Origin of the sequence: Citrobacter sp. Cs237, from assembly GCF_030332325.1 — a bacterium.
Taxonomy (GTDB): domain Bacteria; phylum Pseudomonadota; class Gammaproteobacteria; order Enterobacterales; family Enterobacteriaceae; genus Citrobacter_A; species Citrobacter_A sedlakii.
Window position 1 is genome coordinate 1 of sequence record NZ_JAOWIB010000066.1, and the last position, 16,609, is coordinate 16,609.

A 16,609-nucleotide genomic window follows, 5' to 3' on the forward strand; every position below is an offset into this window, starting at 1 on the left:
CCATGCCGAACTCAGAAGTGAAACGCCGTAGCGCCGATGGTAGTGTGGGGTCTCCCCATGCGAGAGTAGGGAACTGCCAGACATCAATTAAGTGAGAAGGCCATCCGAAAGGATGGCCTTTTTGCGTTTGGAACCCTATGAATCTATAGGCCCGGTAAGCGTGGCGCCACCGGGCAAAACAAGCGTTTAATGAATGACCTGCGACAGGAACGCTCGCGTACGTTCTGATTTCGGATGCGCGAAGAACTCATCTGGCGGAGCCTGCTCTACAATCTCTCCCCGGTCCATGAAGATCACTCTGTCTGCCACGGTTCTGGCAAACCCCATCTCATGCGTGACGCAAAGCATTGTCATCCCCGACTGTGCCAGGCCAATCATGGTATCCAACACTTCTTTAACCATTTCAGGGTCCAACGCTGAAGTAGGTTCATCAAACAGCATGATTTTCGGTTTCATGCACAGCGAGCGAGCAATCGCTACGCGCTGCTGCTGACCGCCCGAGATCTGGCCCGGGAATTTATGAGCATGCTCCGCTATACGAACGCGTTCGAGATAGTGCATCGCCAGGGCTTCGGCCTCTTTTGTCGGCATTTTACGTACCCAAATGGGAGCCAGCGTACAGTTTTGCAGAACAGTGAGATGCGGAAAGAGATTAAAATGCTGGAACACCATTCCAACCTCCTGCCTGACGCGTTCGACATTACGAATGTCCTCATTCAGCTCGATACCATCCACAACGATACGTCCTTGTTGATGTTCTTCGAGATGATTAATGCAGCGGATCGTCGTTGATTTCCCCGATCCGGAAGGACCACATAAAACAATGCGTTCTCCCTGTCTTACGCTCAGGTTAACATCCTTTAAAACATGGAACTGCCCGTACCATTTATTAACGTTTTCCAGCGTAATCATCGCGTCGGCAGATGGCATTAAAAGTTGGCTCATAGAATCCTCAGTGCGGCGTACGCCCGGTGTTAAAGCGCTTTTCCAGATACTGGCTGTAGCGCGACATGCTGAAGCAAAAAATCCAGTAAATCAGAGCGGCAAAAACATAGCCTTCGGTGGACATACCCAGCCAGGCAGGGTCAACCGTAGCTTGTTGCACGCTACTAAAGAGATCGAACAGGCCGATGATGATGACCAGACTGGTATCTTTAAACAGCGCGATGATGGTGTTGACCAGGCCCGGAATAACCATCTTCAGGGCCTGAGGAAGAATGACCAACCCTTGCATTTTCCAGTAGCCAAGAGCTAACGATTCCGCCGCTTCATATTGACCCTTTGGCAGCGCCTGAAGCCCACCACGAACAACTTCCGCGACATAGGCGGACTGAAACAGAATCACCCCTACCAACGCCCGAATGAGTTTATCGATACTTGTTCCTTCTTCCATGAACAATGGCAGCATAACCGATGACATAAACAGGACGGTGATCAGCGGCACGCCTCGCCAGAACTCAATGAAAATAACAGATAAGATCCGGACAACGGGCATAGGGGAGCGGCGCCCCAGAGCCAGAAGAATCCCTAAGGGTAACGCCCCAGCGATCCCGACAGAGGCGATGATTAAGGTCAGGGTCAGCCCTCCCCACTGGCGCGTTTCAACCCGCTCCAGCCCAAGCAAACCGCCATACAACAACCACCAGACCACTAACGGGTAGATGACTGCCCAGACAGCAATATAACGTCCGCGCCGGGGCATCCTGTTCCAGAACATCGGAACAATTGAGACCAGCCCGACAAACAGCGCCAGCTTGATCCGCCAGCGTTGCTCGTGCGGATAAAGGCCAAACATAAACTGGCCGAAGCGTTCATGGATGAACACCCAGCATGCGCCTGATTGCGTGCAGTCCGCACGAGCAGAACCGACCCAATTGGCCTGCAAAAACGCCCAGTTTACGAAGGGAGGAATAAGCTCCCACATCAGCCACAGGCATAAGATTGTCAGTAGGCTATTCAATACGCTGGAAAAAAGATTTTTACGCACCCAGGCCACGATTCGGCCATGACCATGACTGGCCGGATGCGCGGGATGTGACAGCAGGACTTTTGTCATCATGCTTCCTTAGCGCTCAACGAGGGCGATGCGGCGGTTATAAATATTCATCAGCAGTGAGATGCTCAGGCTGATGATCAGATACACCGACATGGTGATGGCGATAGTTTCAATGGCCTGTCCTGTCTGATTCAGAACCGTTCCCGCGAACAGCGAAACCATATCGGGATAACCAATCGCGGCGGCCAGCGAGGAATTCTTAACAATATTGAGGTACTGGCTGGTTAACGGCGGGATAATCACCCGCAGCGCCTGAGGAATAATGACCTGACGTAGGGTGACCGTGTTTGGAAGCCCCAGCGAGCGCGCTGCTTCATGTTGACCATACGGCACCGCCTGAATCCCCGCGCGAATGATTTCCGCAATAAACGCCGAGGTATAAACCGACAGTGCCAGCGTCAACGCCGCCAGTTCGGGGATAAGCACCATTCCGCCACGGAAGTTAAACCCCCGCAATTCGGGGATGTCCCAATGAAGCGCAGCGCCAAAAAGCCAGTGGGCGAACAGTGGCAACAGGACAATCAGCCCCAGCGCAGTAGGCCAGGTTTTACGTAACTGTCCTGTTTTTGTCTGGTGCATTTTATTGAAGCGAAACAGCCCAACGGAAATCGCAACGGCGAGCGCAATTGAGATCGTAAAAGGCAGTATGCCTTCTCCCAATTGCGGAGAGGGAATATAGAGACCCCGGTTACTCAGAAACACGGTATCCAGCGCGCTGACAGCCTGCCGCGGGCCGGGCAAATTGCGTAACACCGCGAAGTACCAGAAAAATATTTGCAAAAGCGGGGGGACGTTGCGGAAGATCTCAATATACACCGTCGACAGTTTGCGCAGTAACCAGTTATCGGAAAGGCGTGCCAGCCCGAGAAAAAAGCCGAGAACGGAGGCAAACACAATACACAATGCGGAAACCAACAAAGTGTTAAGCAAACCAACCAGAAAAACGCGCCCGTAAGTATCACCCTGTTGATAGTCAATCAGGTGCTGGACAATACCAAACCCGGCACTGCGGTCAAGAAACGCAAAACCTGAAGTAATGCCGCGATTGCTCAGGTTATTAATCGTATTGTGAACAAGGTAAATAACCACGGCGACGACCGCAAGAATGGCGATAATTTGAAACAGCCACGCGCGGACCACAGGATGAGAAAAGGAGAGCGATCCTTTTGCGTGAGAGCGGCGATGGAACATAAGAAAGCCTCGGTAACCATGACTCTGGACTGAGCGCCGCCTGTGCGGCGCTCGTTACAGCACAACGACTTAACGTACGGGTGGTGCGTACTGGATGCCGCCGTTATTCCAGAGATTGTTTTGCCCACGTTTGATCTTCAACGGGCTTTCCGATCCCACGTTACGTTCAAAGATCTCAGCGTAATTACCCACCTGCTTGATGATGTTATATGCCCACTTGTTATCGAGTTTCAGGTCTTTACCGTAATCCCCTTCTTTGCCTAACAGATGAGCCATATCCGGCGTCGCGGGGTTAGCCGCTTTCTCATCAACGTTTTTCGACGTGACGCCCATCTCTTCAGCATTAAGCATCGCAAACAACGCCCAGCGTACAACAGCAAACCATTCATCATCGCCGCGACGGACAACAGGGCCAAGCGGCTCTTTGGAGATTACCTCCGGCAGGACGATCCATTCGCCTGGGTTACTTAGCTTAATGCGCAGAGCGTAAAGCTGAGACTGGTCGGAGGCGAGGGTATCACAACGTCCTGACTCCAGCGCTTTTGCCGACTCGTCAGAGCGATCAAAGGTCACTGGGGTATACTTCATCTTATTCGCTTTAAAATAGTCAGCCACGTTCAGCTCAGTGTCTGTTCCTGCCTGTATACAAACAGTCGCACCATCAAGTTCTTTCGCGCTTTTCAGACCCGCTTTGTTGTGTGTCAGAAAACCGATGCCGTCGTAATAGGTTACGCCGGTAAATGACATGCCCATCCCGGCGTCACGCGAGGAGGTCCAGGTCGTATTCCGCGAGAGAAGATCCACTTCGCCGGACTGTAACGCGGTGAAGCGCTCTTTGGCCGTCAGCGGGGTGTATTTCACTTTGCTGTCGTCGCCGAGCACAGCAGCAGCGACACCGCGACATACGTCGACATCAATGCCCGAGAATTTCCCCTCCGCGTCGGCGTAAGAAAAGCCGGGCAGCCCATCACTGATCCCACATTGTACGAAGCCTTTCTTTTTTACGGCATCCAGGGTTGCACCCGCATGTACCTGATTTGCAACCGTAAGCAGCACGCCGGCGGCAGCCAGCGTGGCGATCATCATCTTTTTCATAATGCATCCTGTGTGGCGAGAATTATTGTTATAGAGAACGTTACGCAACGTTTTAAACCTGTCTGTGGCCTGGCCGTACTCTTATAAGCAAAGGGAGTGCCAAGTTTTGCGTCAGCGTGCACGACGCAATATCCAGAGTGTAGACAGGATTAAATACATGCAGCGCCCTTAAATAGGGCGAAAATGAAACGTAAGCCACATTTTGGAGCAAAATATTTTTAACATATTCACTAAATCGAAATACTAATTTCGGACGTGAATATCGACAGGGTGAGTAATAGAAAAGTATTTCGTAAATGAGCAGTAGGAAATTTACAGAGCTCACAGAAAAGTAAATCAATGAAGAGAAAAAAATAATTAAAGGTGATACCAGAAATCATTTTCAAACGGCTTAATTATGGTGATACAGGTAAAAACGTAATGACACCCTGCCGGACAGAACAAAATAATGATTCGATTCATAAAGTAAGAACAAGGCAGGATGTCACAAAGGCGTCCTGAGACGCCTTTGTTGACACGGTTACTGGCGGGTTCGTCCAAAACGTCCTCTGACGACCACGAAGAAGACAGGCACAAAGAAGATTGCCAGCAGGGTTGCTGAAACCATGCCGCCCATCACGCCGATACCGACCGCATTTTGCGCGCCGCTACCCGCGCCATTACTGATCGCAAGCGGCAATACGCCAAGTATAAAGGCCAGTGACGTCATGAGAATTGGACGTAAACGCATACGTGACGCAGAGAGGGTCGCTTCAATAACGCCTTTGCCTTCTTTATCCATTAAGTCTTTCGCGAATTCGACAATCAGGATCGCGTTCTTCGCGGACAGGCCAATGGTGGTTAACAGCCCAACCATAAAGTAAACGTCATTCTTTTGCCCAAATAACGTTGCGGCGAGCAATACCCCCACAATACCTAACGGCACAACCAGCATCACCGAGAAAGGTATCGACCAGCTTTCATACAGTGCGGCCAGGCAAAGGAAGACGACGACAAACGAGATGGCGATTAGCGCTGGCGCCTGGTCTCCGGAGAGCCGCTCCTGATACGACATTCCTGTCCAGTCATAGCCAATCCCCACAGGAAGATTGGAAGCCATGCTTTCCATTAAGGCCATCGCCTCACCGGAACTGGTTCCAGGGGCGGCTTCCCCCAGGATCTCCATTGAAGGCAGGCCGTTGTAACGTTCCAGACGCGGCGAACCGTAAATCCAGTGTGACGAACTAAACGTAGAGAACGGCACCATCTCTCCATTTGCGCTCCGCACATACAGATTATCGATGTCCTCCGGCAACATGCGGAACTGGGCGTCGGCCTGAACATAGACTTTCTTCACACGACCACGGTCAATGAAGTCGTTAACGTAGTAGCCGCCCAGCGCCGCAGAGATTGTCTCGTTGATATCGGACAGCGAGACGCCCAGCGCCTGCGCTTTTTCCTGATCGACGTCCAGCTTAAACTGCGCAGTGTCTTCCAGCCCATTCGGGCGAACGCGTACTAACGTTTCAGGATGTTGAGCCACCATTCCTAAAAGTTGGTTTCTCGCCTGGGTTAACGCGTTATGCCCCAGCCCCGCCTGGTCGATAAGCTCAAAGTCGAAGCCCGTTGCGGTACCCAGCTCGACAATTGCTGGCATGTTGAAAGGGAAAACCATGCCATCCCGGATCTGGCTGAAAGCGCGAGTCGCCCGGGCGATAATCGATTCAACGTTGTTTTCTTCGCCGCTACGCTCCTCCCAGGGCTTGAGGCTCACAAAGGCCATCCCCGAGTTTTGTCCCTGACCGCTGAAGCTAAAGCCGTTCACGGTAAAGACGCTTTCAACGTTGGCTTTCTCGGTGTCCAGATAATAATGGGTCACTTGATCCAGCACTTTTTGCGTGCGCTCCTGCGTTGCCCCGGCAGGAAGTTGGATCATGGTCAGAAACACGCCCTGATCCTCTTCAGGCAAGAAGGATGTCGGCAAGCGTACGAACAGGAGCGCCATCCCGACAACAATCAGCAGATAGATTAGCAGGTAACGACCGGTGTTGTGGACAATGCCGCTGACGCTATTGGTGTAATGGTTGACGCTATGATCGAATTTGGCGTTAAACCAGCCGAAGAAACCGCTCTTTTTCTCATGATGCTCAGCGGAGACGGGTTTAAGCAACGTCGCGCAGAGCGCAGGCGTGAGAATCAACGCGACCAGCACCGAGAGCGCCATTGCCGACACAATGGTGATGGAGAATTGGCGGTAGATTGCGCCTGTCGATCCGCCAAAGAAGGCCATCGGGATGAACACGGCGGAGAGCACCATTGCGATCCCCACCAGGGCGCCCTGAATCTGCGACATGGACTTCTCAGTGGCTTCCCGTGGGGGCAACTTATCTTCCATCATCACGCGTTCGACGTTTTCAACCACCACTATCGCGTCATCGACCAACAGGCCGATGGCGAGCACCATGCCGAACATGGTCAGGGTGTTTATCGAGTAACCAAATGCCGCCAGTACCGCAAACGTTCCCAACAGGACAACCGGAACGGCAATGGTCGGGATCAGCGTGGCGCGGATGTTCTGCAGGAACAGATACATCACCAGGAATACCAGTACGATTGCTTCGAAAAGTGTTTTCACCACTTCATGAATGGAGATTTTCACAAACGGGGTGGTGTCATACGGGTAAACCACTTTCATTCCCGCCGGGAAGAAGGGCTGTAGCTCGACCAGTTTGGCCTTAATGGCGGTGGCAGTATCAAGGGCGTTGGCGCCAGTAGCCAGTTTAATCCCCAGACCGGATGCCGGTTTACCGTTAATGCGAGCGACAACATTATAGTTTTCTCCGCCAAGCTCAATGCGCGCGACATCTTTCAACCGCACGACGGAGCCGTCGCTGTTTACGCGCAGCGTGACTTTGCCGAATTCTTCGGGATCTTTCAGGCGCGTCTGCGCAATGATCGAGGCGTTAAGCTGTTGTCCCGGCAGGGCGGGCGTCCCGCCAAGCTGACCGGCCGCGATTTGGTCGTTCTGCACTTTCAACTGGTTGATAACATCTACCGGCGTGAGCTGGTATTTGTTCAGGAGATTGGCATCCAGCCAGATGCGCATCGCATACTGCGCGCCAAACAGTTGAACGTCACCGACGCCGTTCAGACGGCTGATGGAGTCTTTAACGTTTGAGGCGACATAGTCGGAGATATCGTCCTGGGTGGTCTGAGGATTATCGGAAACAAAGCCTGCAACCATCAGGAAGCTACTGCTCGACTTCTCAACGCTAATTCCCTGCTGCTGAACTTCCTGCGGCAGGAGCGGCGTCGCCAGCTGCAGTTTGTTCTGAACCTGAACCTGAGCGATATCCGGATCGGTACCCGACTCGAAGGTCAGCGTGATGGTTACGCTTCCCGCAGAGTCGCTGGTGGAGGACATATACATCAGGTTATCGATACCGTTCATATTCTGTTCGATAACCTGAGTCACGGTATCTTGTACCGTCTGGGCATCTGCCCCCGGATAGTTTGCGGAAATCGAAACCGCCGGTGGAGCGATGGTGGGGTACTGCGCAACGGGCAGTTGCATAATGGCCAGGGCGCCCGCCAGCATCAGAATGATGGCCAGTACCCAGGCAAAAATAGGACGCCTGATAAAAAAGTTTGCCATGTCCGTTTACCTTATGGCGCCGCTTGTGCGGCAGGGGCTTCGGTATCCGGCGTGGCTTTCACTTTGGTGCCTGGACGCGCTTTTTGCAACCCGCTCACGATCACCCGATCGCCAGGCTGTAACCCTTCGCTTATCAGCCATTTGTCGCCAATTGCCTGCGAAGCGATGACGGGGCGGGATTCCACTTTGCTTTCGTTGTTCACGACCAGTACCGTGGCATCGCCGCGCGGGGTTCGTGTGACGCCTTGCTGTGGTACGAGGATCGCGTTTGGCTGCACGCCTTCATCGATACGCGCGCGGACAAACATGCCCGGCAGTAATGTGTGCTGCGGGTTAGGGAACACGGCGCGTAAGGTGATTGAGCCGGTGCTTTCGTCAACGGTGACATCAGAGAACTGTAAAGCGCCTTTTAGCGGATACGCTTGGCCATTTTCCATGACCAGCTCGACGCTACTGCTGGCGTTATCCTTGTGCAGACTGCCTTGTTCGAGAGATTCTTTCAGACGCATGAAGTCGTTGCTGGACTGGGTCACATCGACGTAAATAGGGTCGAGCTGCTGTACGGTTGCCAGTTCCGTCGCCTGCCCGTTAGTCACCAGTGCGCCTTCGGTGACGCTTGATTTGCCAATCCGTCCGCTTATCGGCGAGGTGACTTTGGTATAAGCGAGATTGATACGCGCGCTTTCCACCGCGGCTTTTGCAGCTGTGACGGCGGCATCAGCCTGGCGCGCATCGGCAATGGCCTGATCGTATTCCTGTTGGCTGATGTACTTTGTACCAACCAGCGGAACATAGCGTTTCACCGTCAAATGGGCGATGGCGGCAGCGGCTTCGCTTTTCGCCAGCTCGCCTTTCGCACTGTCATAGTCGGCCTGATAGGTTGCTGGATCGATCTGGTAAAGCGACTGTCCTGCCTCGACATCGCTACCTTCGGTGAAATTCCGTTTAAGGACAATACCGCTAACCTGCGGGCGAACCTCGGCAATGCGGAAGGCTGTGGTGCGTCCCGGTAATTCTGTGGTCACGGCTAATGGCGCGGTGTTGACCACGTGTACGGTCACATGCGGCTCGCTGGCATGCGCTTGTTGCTCTCCCTGATCGTTACAACCGGCCAGCAGCGCAGCAGAGATGATAATGAATGAGGGCAGGAGTGAAAACCTGGCATGTTTCGTCATTACTGTTCCTTAAAAACCAATAGCTCGTTATTTACCGGATAACGGTAAGGCGGTAACGTGCGCGAAAAAATAACAGCTTGCTATCCTACAAATTATTGGGTCGCGATGTAAGTAATACTTATTTTTAGGTTGGCGCAACGGCACGTAAAAACAAAAAAGGAACACTGGCTTACCGTATTGTCCTGTCGAATTTAGACATTATTTATTGCGAGTTAATATATTTTGAAATATACATTCTTTGTGTGAATAATTTATCTATTAGCATTCGTGCACTCTATTTGTTTGAATGATTTGTGCGTCACAAACAGGCTTTTATTTCGTGTGCGCGGGTCTGAGATGTTACAGTCGGCTTTTCCAGAACGGCTTTACTGGCGTAATAATTACTCCGACTCTGATGTGATACTCCATGGCAAAAAAAACCAAGGCTGATGCCCTTAAAACGCGACAACATTTAATTGAAACGGCCATTACACAGTTTGCCGCACGGGGCGTAGGCAACACCACGCTCAATGATATTGCCGACGCCGCCCAGGTCACGCGTGGCGCAATCTACTGGCACTTCAGCAACAAGACGCAGTTGTTTAACGAAGTGTGGCAGCAGCAACCCCCTTTGCGCGATCTTATTCAGGAACGAGTCACTGCGCCGAATGCAGAAAACCCGTTACAACAACTGCGTGAGAAGTTTATCGTCGCATTGCAATATATTGCCGAAGTTCCACGACAGCAGGCTTTATTACAAATCTTATATCATAAATGTGAATTTCAGGATGACATGATATCTGAGCGGGAAATACGTGAGAAAATAGGTTTTAACCAGCAGGCGTTACGCGAGGCATTACAGGCCTGTATGGCGGAGGGCATGATACCCGGAACCCTTGATCTGGACGTGGCCTTAATCATTATTTGCGGCAGTTTTAGCGGCATCCTTAAAAACTGGTTAATGAACCCTGCCAGTTATAATCTTTATGAGCAGGCGCCTGCGCTGGTGGATAACGTATTAAGCATGTTAAGCCCGGACGGAAATGTCAGGCAATTAATAAAACCAACCAATATTCACGGGGAAATATAATCATTTCCCCAATTCAAAAACGTGACGCTATTGCAGGTCGGCACAGTTGACCAACTTAAGGGGATTCACCGAGTCCATGTTGCGACACTTGTCGGATTCCGTGGTGATAAGCTCGATCCACTGAATCAGTAACGCATCAAAGATAAAAACGGAGACCGCAAAAACAACCAGCCACCAATACTTGCGAATCATTGTCCAATCCTGTGTATTCATGCCCAAGCGTGCTGGAAATATACACGAAAAATGCGCTCTGAAAAGCGGGCTTACAATGCTTTTACTTTGTCACGACGCTGAGCGTTTTGGGCCCCGTCCGGCTCTTTTTCGACAAATTTTTCGTCTTCCGTTTTTTCACTTTCGCAAGCTCATCGCTGGTGAAGTGCGAGGTCACATTCATGCGTCGCAGGCCTATCTTGACGTATTCATCATTTACCTCAATACCAATGAACTTCCGTCCTGTCTCCAGCGCCACCGCGCCGGTGGTAAAGCTGCCCGCGAAAGGATCAAGAACGGTATCGCCAGGGTTTGAGGAGGCCAATACGATCCGCTTTAACAGGGCGACAGGCTTTTGCGTCGGATGGTTTTCATATTCATTCATCAGGTAACGCACACGGGGAAACTCCCAGACGTTTCCCGGGACTTTTTGCGTGTTGTAGGGCTGAGGCGGGTTTTTACGGTAGTCGATCAACGCTCGTTTAGCGCCGGTTTTTGTCTCAACCAGAATCGCTTCGCTATTGAAGGTGTAATTTTTGGCGTCTTTTACCATCATCAGGATCGGTTCGTACATTGAGCCGAAATATTTCTTTGCCTGTACGCCTGAGCTGTCGTAGGACCAGACGATCCGGCTCTTGATGGTAAACAGATTCCGGCACTTGAGATCAATATATGGCATGTTCTCGGTGCTGTTCATAATGTACATCGTGCCCTGCTTTTTCAGTACCCGATGACACTCTTCAATGCATTCGAACAGCCAGGCGAGGAAAACGTCCGCGTCCCAGGCTTCCCGCATGCCGTCAAAATCTTTTCCGATGTTATAGGGCGGATCGGCAAAAATTAAGTCGACGCTTTCAGTGGGTAATTTCTTGAGTTCGGCTAACGCATCTCCGTGAATGACCGACGTCGATTCATTGCCAAAGTAGTGTGGTTCAACTCCCGTTTTCATCTCTACTCCACAAGAAATGCGTATAAAAAAGGCGCTTCCCCATGCCGAGTAGCGCCTTTTATATCAGACAGTTAACTGATTAGTATCAGTTCATGCCGTATTTTTTCAATTTTTTACGCAGCGTACCACGGTTGATGCCCATCATCAGAGCAGCACGGGTCTGGTTACCGCGGGTGTATTGCATCACCATGTCCAACAGGGGCTGTTCAACTTCAGCCAGTACCAGCTCATAGAGGTCATTAACATCCTGACCGTTCAGTTGAGCAAAATAGTTCTTCAGTGCCTGTTTAACCGAGTCACGCAGGGGCTTTTGAGTTACCTGATCCTGAGAGTTAACGGTAGAAACGGTCAGTACGTCAGAATTTACGCGTTGTTCGAACATAGTTCTGTCAGCTCTTTATTTCATTACGCAAAATTTTCGAAGTATGCCTCCAACGCCTCCAGCTGTTCGCTGGCATCCTCAATGGCGTTGAATGTGCGCCGAAACTGGTCATTTGGAGCGTGCTCCTGGAGATACCAGGAGACGTGTTTACGCGCAATTCGGTACCCTTTTGCCTGGCCATAAAAGTCATGCAATTCCCGAATATGCGCACAAAGCAAGCGCTTAACCTCTGCCAAAGGCAGGGGGGACAGCAGCTCCCCAGTGTCCAGATAATGCTGGATTTCCCGGAAGATCCAGGGTCTTCCCTGAGCTGCGCGGCCTATCATCAGGGCATCAGCCCCCGTATAGTCGAGCACAGCTCTGGCTTTAAGCGGGTCAGTAATGTCGCCATTCGCGATAATCGGAATGGAAACTTTCTGCTTAACTGCCCGAATACTGTCGTACTCAGCATCTCCATTGAACAAACAGGCGCGGGTGCGTCCATGAATGGTCAGAGCCTGAATGCCACAGTCTTCAGCCAGTTGGGCAATCTCTACGCAGTTACGGTGTTCCGGAGCCCAGCCGGTGCGAATCTTCAGGGTGACAGGAACGTCCACTGCTCTGACGACCTCGGTTAGTATTGACTTCACTAATTCCGGGTACTGCAAGAGGGCTGAACCTGCGAGCTTGCGATTCACTTTTTTAGCCGGACACCCCATATTGATATCAATAATCTGGGCGCCGCTTTCCACGTTGATACGTGCGGCATCGGCCATCTCAACAGGGTCGCTACCGGCAATTTGCACCGTGCGAATTCCTGGCTCATCAACGTGCACCATCCGTAGCCGGGACTTGTCGCTTTCCCAAACCTGCGGGTTAGAAGACATCATCTCGGATACGGTCAATCCTGCTCCCATCTCGTAGCACAGCGTCCGAAAGGGTCTGTCAGTGATGCCAGCCATTGGCGCTGCGATCAGGCGATTTCTGAGCTGGTATTGTCCGATGCGCATGAGTTAAGAAATGACCATACTGTGACTGCAAGGCGGCGTATATTACGCATTTTTTGCACGAGATGAAAGGCCAAACTTTGACCAATCCTCTGAGATGGATCAAAGAATCACCGTTAAACGAAGGTGACTTGAATAATTAGCTTTATAAATCATTAAATTAAAAAAATGTGTCGAATTTCTGTACGCGTATTATTTTGCGTAACTTCTCATTTTTTCTTCGATACCACAGGAGCTGACAAGATAATCTGCTGAATTAACCAGCAGATTAGCAGGTCATAGTGTGACTATGCTCTCATTTCAGGCATGAACGTTTACCGTGTCGTCGTTTACTCAACCACCACGCGGCCATTCAGCGGCTGTGCCGGGCGGCTATTGTCATGGTGCATGGTGTGGCTGAACTTCTCCAGTTGTGCCGCAGAGAGGGTCAGCGGATGCTTAAGAACGATCCAGGTCACGCCTTCAGAGCAGGGCGGTGTGGTCAGAGAGCCGCTGAAACGCCAGTAAGATTTCTCTTTTGGCAACAGCGCGTTCAGGTCCATCTGGGTGGTAATCTTGACGTCCTGAGCGGCTTTTTCCGGCATCGTCGCCCACAGCTTTTCCAGTTCGCTATTGGCGGCACCTTTGTCGAACATGACGGCGACGACGGTAATCGCCCCTTTCGCATCTTTATGCACCAGATGCATCTCCATGGCGTAATGCTTACCGTGAACGGTGTTTTCGCTCGGCGCATGGAAGTGAAACTGCTGCAACGTGAATGGTTGGCCATCGATCGTTACGGTATCCGCAGTGGTGGATTTTAACCCGGCCTGAATGGTATGCCCGTTGTTGATCAGCGTGACAGGGCCATCAACATAGTGGGTAGCCAGCGGACTCAAATGGGCATCGACCGTATGGTCGATATTAACAGGGGACTGATTCATTCCTGTCTGACAGGTTTTATATTCCTCACTCAGCGTACCCCAGTGCTCCGGGGCGCCTTCGCCTTCATAGGTCCAGTGTGAGGCCAGTGCCGTAAACGGCATGATACTTAGCGCCAGAAGCGCTACCTTGCTCAAAGAATGGTTCATCGTATTCTTCCAATGAATGTATATGATTTTTATATGTGTAACTTCAATTGGTTACGTCACTATTTTAGCGAATGGAAGGCGATGGAGAAGAGGTAAAAAACCGAAAAAAAGGCCTGCGAACAGGCCATATTGGAAAAAAGGGATTACTGTTTTATTCCGGTGATCCGGCACCACTCCTCTTTTTCCACTACCGGATCGAGGGCGAAGAGGTCGGCATAGGCTTCGCAGACGCTTTCCGCCTGGCTGGCGAGGATACCGGAAAGGCCCAGCAAACCGCCTGTAACGGGCAGGACGCTGATTAACGGCGCCAGCTCGCGTAACGGGCCAGCAAGGATATTAGCGACTACCACGTCGGCTTTCAGGGCTTCTGGTTGATCCTGCGGCAGGTAAAGCGCCAGGCGATCGGAAACGCCGTTACGTTCGGCGTTGTCGCGACTGGCCTGAATCGCCTGCGGATCAATGTCCACGCCGATGGCTTTCGCCGCCCCAAGCTTCAGCGCCGCAATCGCCAGAATGCCGGAGCCACAGCCGAAGTCGATCACGGTTTTACCGGTTAAATCGAGGCTGTCCAGCCATTGCAGGCACAGGGAGGTCGTTGGATGTGTGCCGGTGCCGAATGCCAGTCCCGGGTCGAGCATGACGTTGACCGCGTTTTCGTCGGGGACTTCACGCCAGCTGGGGCAGATCCACAGGCGTTCGCCAAAGCGCATCGGGTGGAAGTTTTCCATCCATTCGCGCTCCCAGTCTTTATCTTCTAACTGTTCGATTTTATGGGCAAAACCCGCGCCAAGCAGCGGATGATTCTCGAGAATCGCGACCACCTCTTTCATGTCCGTCTCGGCGTCAAACAGGCCGATCACATCAGTGTCGCCCCACAGGCGGGTTTCGCCCGGCAATGGCTCGAAAACCGGCGTGTCGTGGGTATCCTGGAAGGTAATGGAAACAGCGCCTGCTTCCATTAACGCATCACTCAGATCTTCCGCATTCGTACCGGTGGCATTCAGTTTTAATTGGATCCATGGCATGGCAAAACTCTTTATTTATCAGTAGACAATACGGCGGCCTGTGGTGCGGGGGAACCGAAACGGTTTCCGACCAGAAAGGCCAGCAGACTTAGCAGTAGCGAGGGCACTATCGGGTGAAAGCCCTGATACTGAATATTCAGGGTGGCGAGGATGGCGTATAGCCCACCACCGACGATCATCGCGCTCAACGCCCCGGTTGCGTTTGCGCGCTCCCAGTACAGCCCAAGCACCAGAGGCCACAGGAATACCGCTTCCAGTCCGCCAAACGCCAGCAGATTCAGCCAGATAATCATCTCTGGCGGCTTCCAGGCCGCCAGCAATAACAGCGCTCCCAGGATCAAGGTGATCGCCGCGGACATACGCTTCAGCCGCGTCTCATTTTCCGCGTGATCCGGGCGAATATTGAGGTAGAGATCTTTAATGATCGTAGCGGAACTCTGCAGCAATTGCGCATTGATCGTCGACATAATCGCCGCCATTGGCGCAGCCAGGAAGATCCCGGCAGCGAAAGGCGGCAACACCTTGACCATCAGCGTGGGAATCACCAGATCCGGCACCGTCAGGTCCGGGATCACCGCGCGTCCCAGCGCGCCCGCAAGGTGCATCCCGAACATCAGGATCGCGACCACGATGGTGCCGATGATCATCCCGCGATGCACGGCCTTGCTGTCTTTATACGAAATACAGCGTACCGCCGTATGCGGTAGCCCAATCACGCCAAAGCACACCAACACCCAGAACGAGGTCATAAAGGCGGGAGACAGAATATCATCCGCTCCCTGAGGGGAGATCAGTTGCGGATTAATGGCCTCGAGGGTTGCAACCGCGTGTCCTAAACCGCCTGCGGCGTGCACGATACCGACCAGCAGAACGATCGTACCAATAAGCATCACCAACCCTTGCAAGGTGTCGTTCAGCACGCTGGCGCGAAAGCCGCCAAAGGCGGTGTACAGCGCGATACTGACCCCGAAAATCAGCAGCCCGGTTTCGTAAGGAATACCCGCCGCCGTTTCCAGCAGCCGCGCGCCGCCGATGAACTGCACTGTCATCGCCCCGACAAAGGCCACCAGCAGGCTGAGACTCGCCAGCCACACCAGCAGTCGGCTTTGGTAGCGGGCAAACAGCATGTCATTAAGGGTCACGGCATTATAACGGCGCGCGAGAATGGCGAACTTTTTACCGAGGACGCCCAGCGAGAGCCAGACAGCGGGGAGCTGAATCATTGCCAGCAGAACCCAGCCCAGCCCGTATTTATAGGCGGCGCCCGGGCCACCAATAAATGAACTGGCGCTGATATAGGTCGCGGTCAGGGTCATGGCCAGCACAACCCCGCCCATTGAGCGGCTGCCGAGGAAATATTCATTCAGAAATGAGCCGGTCTGCCTTTTACGCATGGCATAAACAGAAATGGCAAATACCACAACCAGGTAGGCAACCAGCGGCAGAATGACTTCAAGCTGCATCGTCATCCTCCAGCGGAATGTCGCGATAGATAAATTTTACCATTGCCCAGCACAGCAGAATGAAGATCAGCGGCGTCAACAGGCAGGCCATCTCAAACCAATGGGGCAGCCCGGTGAAACCCGGCGCTACGCCTGGTAAGTAAGCGGTCACTAACCATGCAGCAAGATAAAGAAGGGTCAGCCACAGCGCCCAGCGCGCTTCTTTATGGGCCTGAACAAAACGTTTGTCCATTTTTTGTCCCTTGTGGATGAAGAAAGCGGGGATTGTACATGATGGGGCCTGGCGATCCCCAGAAATAAAAAA

At 52.3% G+C, this 16,609-nt stretch carries 15 protein-coding genes and 1 rRNA gene; 2 read left to right on the forward strand and 14 right to left on the reverse strand.

All coding sequences use genetic code 11. From position 1 onward, the window contains the following. Window positions 1-82 (forward strand): 5S ribosomal RNA (gene rrf, locus OGY07_RS23430); the annotation flags it as partial. Window positions 83-186: 104 nt separating this feature from the next. On the opposite strand, the gene OGY07_RS01925 is transcribed toward rrf, so the two are convergent. The 6 genes from OGY07_RS01925 to OGY07_RS01950 form a co-directional block, all read right to left on the reverse strand. Next, complete coding sequence (locus OGY07_RS01925; protein ID WP_286598348.1) at window positions 187-945, reverse strand: amino acid ABC transporter ATP-binding protein; 759 nt, start codon at window positions 943-945, stop codon at window positions 187-189. Window positions 946-952: 7 nt separating this feature from the next. Then, entirely contained in the window at window positions 953-2,056 is a 1,104-nt protein-coding gene (locus OGY07_RS01930; protein WP_286598523.1) for an amino acid ABC transporter permease, read from the reverse strand. 9 nt (window positions 2,057-2,065) lie between these two features. Next, window positions 2,066-3,247, reverse strand: coding sequence for an amino acid ABC transporter permease (locus tag OGY07_RS01935; protein ID WP_286598351.1), 1,182 nt, complete (start codon window positions 3,245-3,247; stop codon window positions 2,066-2,068). A gap of 69 nt (window positions 3,248-3,316) precedes the next feature. Beyond that, a complete protein-coding gene (locus tag OGY07_RS01940; RefSeq protein WP_286598353.1) occupies window positions 3,317-4,342 on the reverse strand; it encodes an amino acid ABC transporter substrate-binding protein in 1,026 nt (341 codons plus the stop codon). Window positions 4,343-4,862: 520 nt separating this feature from the next. Further along, the gene (locus OGY07_RS01945; RefSeq protein ID WP_042292031.1) at window positions 4,863-7,976 is read right to left on the reverse strand and encodes an efflux RND transporter permease subunit; all 3,114 of its coding nucleotides are present in this window, start codon (window positions 7,974-7,976) and stop codon (window positions 4,863-4,865) included. A gap of 11 nt (window positions 7,977-7,987) precedes the next feature. Beyond that, window positions 7,988-9,151: an efflux RND transporter periplasmic adaptor subunit gene (locus OGY07_RS01950; RefSeq protein WP_286598359.1), complete on the reverse strand. Its 1,164-nt coding sequence runs from the start codon at window positions 9,149-9,151 to the stop codon at window positions 7,988-7,990. 406 nt (window positions 9,152-9,557) lie between these two features. Here OGY07_RS01950 and envR point away from each other — a divergent pair, with 406 nt between their 5' ends. Next, on the forward strand, window positions 9,558-10,220 hold the full coding sequence (envR, locus tag OGY07_RS01955; protein WP_286598361.1) for an acrEF/envCD operon transcriptional regulator: 663 nt from the start codon (window positions 9,558-9,560) through the stop codon (window positions 10,218-10,220). 27 nt (window positions 10,221-10,247) lie between these two features. Here the strand turns inward: envR and OGY07_RS01960 are convergent, their stop codons facing one another. From OGY07_RS01960 to OGY07_RS01995, 8 genes are all read right to left on the reverse strand, one after another. Beyond that, on the reverse strand, window positions 10,248-10,412 hold the full coding sequence (locus tag OGY07_RS01960; protein ID WP_042292024.1) for a DUF2556 family protein: 165 nt from the start codon (window positions 10,410-10,412) through the stop codon (window positions 10,248-10,250). Between the two features lie 82 nt (window positions 10,413-10,494). Next, complete coding sequence (gene yhdJ / locus OGY07_RS01965; RefSeq protein ID WP_042292021.1) at window positions 10,495-11,379, reverse strand: adenine-specific DNA-methyltransferase; 885 nt, start codon at window positions 11,377-11,379, stop codon at window positions 10,495-10,497. An 85-nt stretch (window positions 11,380-11,464) separates the two neighbouring features. Continuing rightward, window positions 11,465-11,761, reverse strand: a complete 297-nt coding sequence (gene fis / locus OGY07_RS01970) for a DNA-binding transcriptional regulator Fis (RefSeq protein WP_000462905.1) — start codon at window positions 11,759-11,761, stop codon at window positions 11,465-11,467. Window positions 11,762-11,784: 23 nt separating this feature from the next. After that, window positions 11,785-12,750, reverse strand: coding sequence for a tRNA dihydrouridine synthase DusB (gene dusB / locus OGY07_RS01975; RefSeq protein WP_286598365.1), 966 nt, complete (start codon window positions 12,748-12,750; stop codon window positions 11,785-11,787). Between the two features lie 326 nt (window positions 12,751-13,076). Beyond that, the gene (locus OGY07_RS01980; protein ID WP_286598367.1) at window positions 13,077-13,817 is read right to left on the reverse strand and encodes a carbonic anhydrase; all 741 of its coding nucleotides are present in this window, start codon (window positions 13,815-13,817) and stop codon (window positions 13,077-13,079) included. Between the two features lie 143 nt (window positions 13,818-13,960). Next, a complete protein-coding gene (gene prmA, locus OGY07_RS01985) occupies window positions 13,961-14,842 on the reverse strand; it encodes a 50S ribosomal protein L11 methyltransferase (RefSeq protein WP_286598369.1) in 882 nt (293 codons plus the stop codon). Window positions 14,843-14,853: 11 nt separating this feature from the next. Beyond that, window positions 14,854-16,305 carry a sodium/pantothenate symporter gene (gene panF / locus OGY07_RS01990; RefSeq protein WP_181822459.1) on the reverse strand — a complete coding sequence of 484 codons (1,452 nt, stop codon included), beginning with the start codon at window positions 16,303-16,305 and terminating at the stop codon, window positions 14,854-14,856. After that, window positions 16,295-16,537, reverse strand: coding sequence for a YhdT family protein (locus tag OGY07_RS01995; protein ID WP_060571036.1), 243 nt, complete (start codon window positions 16,535-16,537; stop codon window positions 16,295-16,297). The genes panF and OGY07_RS01995 overlap by 11 nt, the downstream gene beginning before the upstream one ends. Window positions 16,538-16,609: the final 72 nt, after the last annotated feature.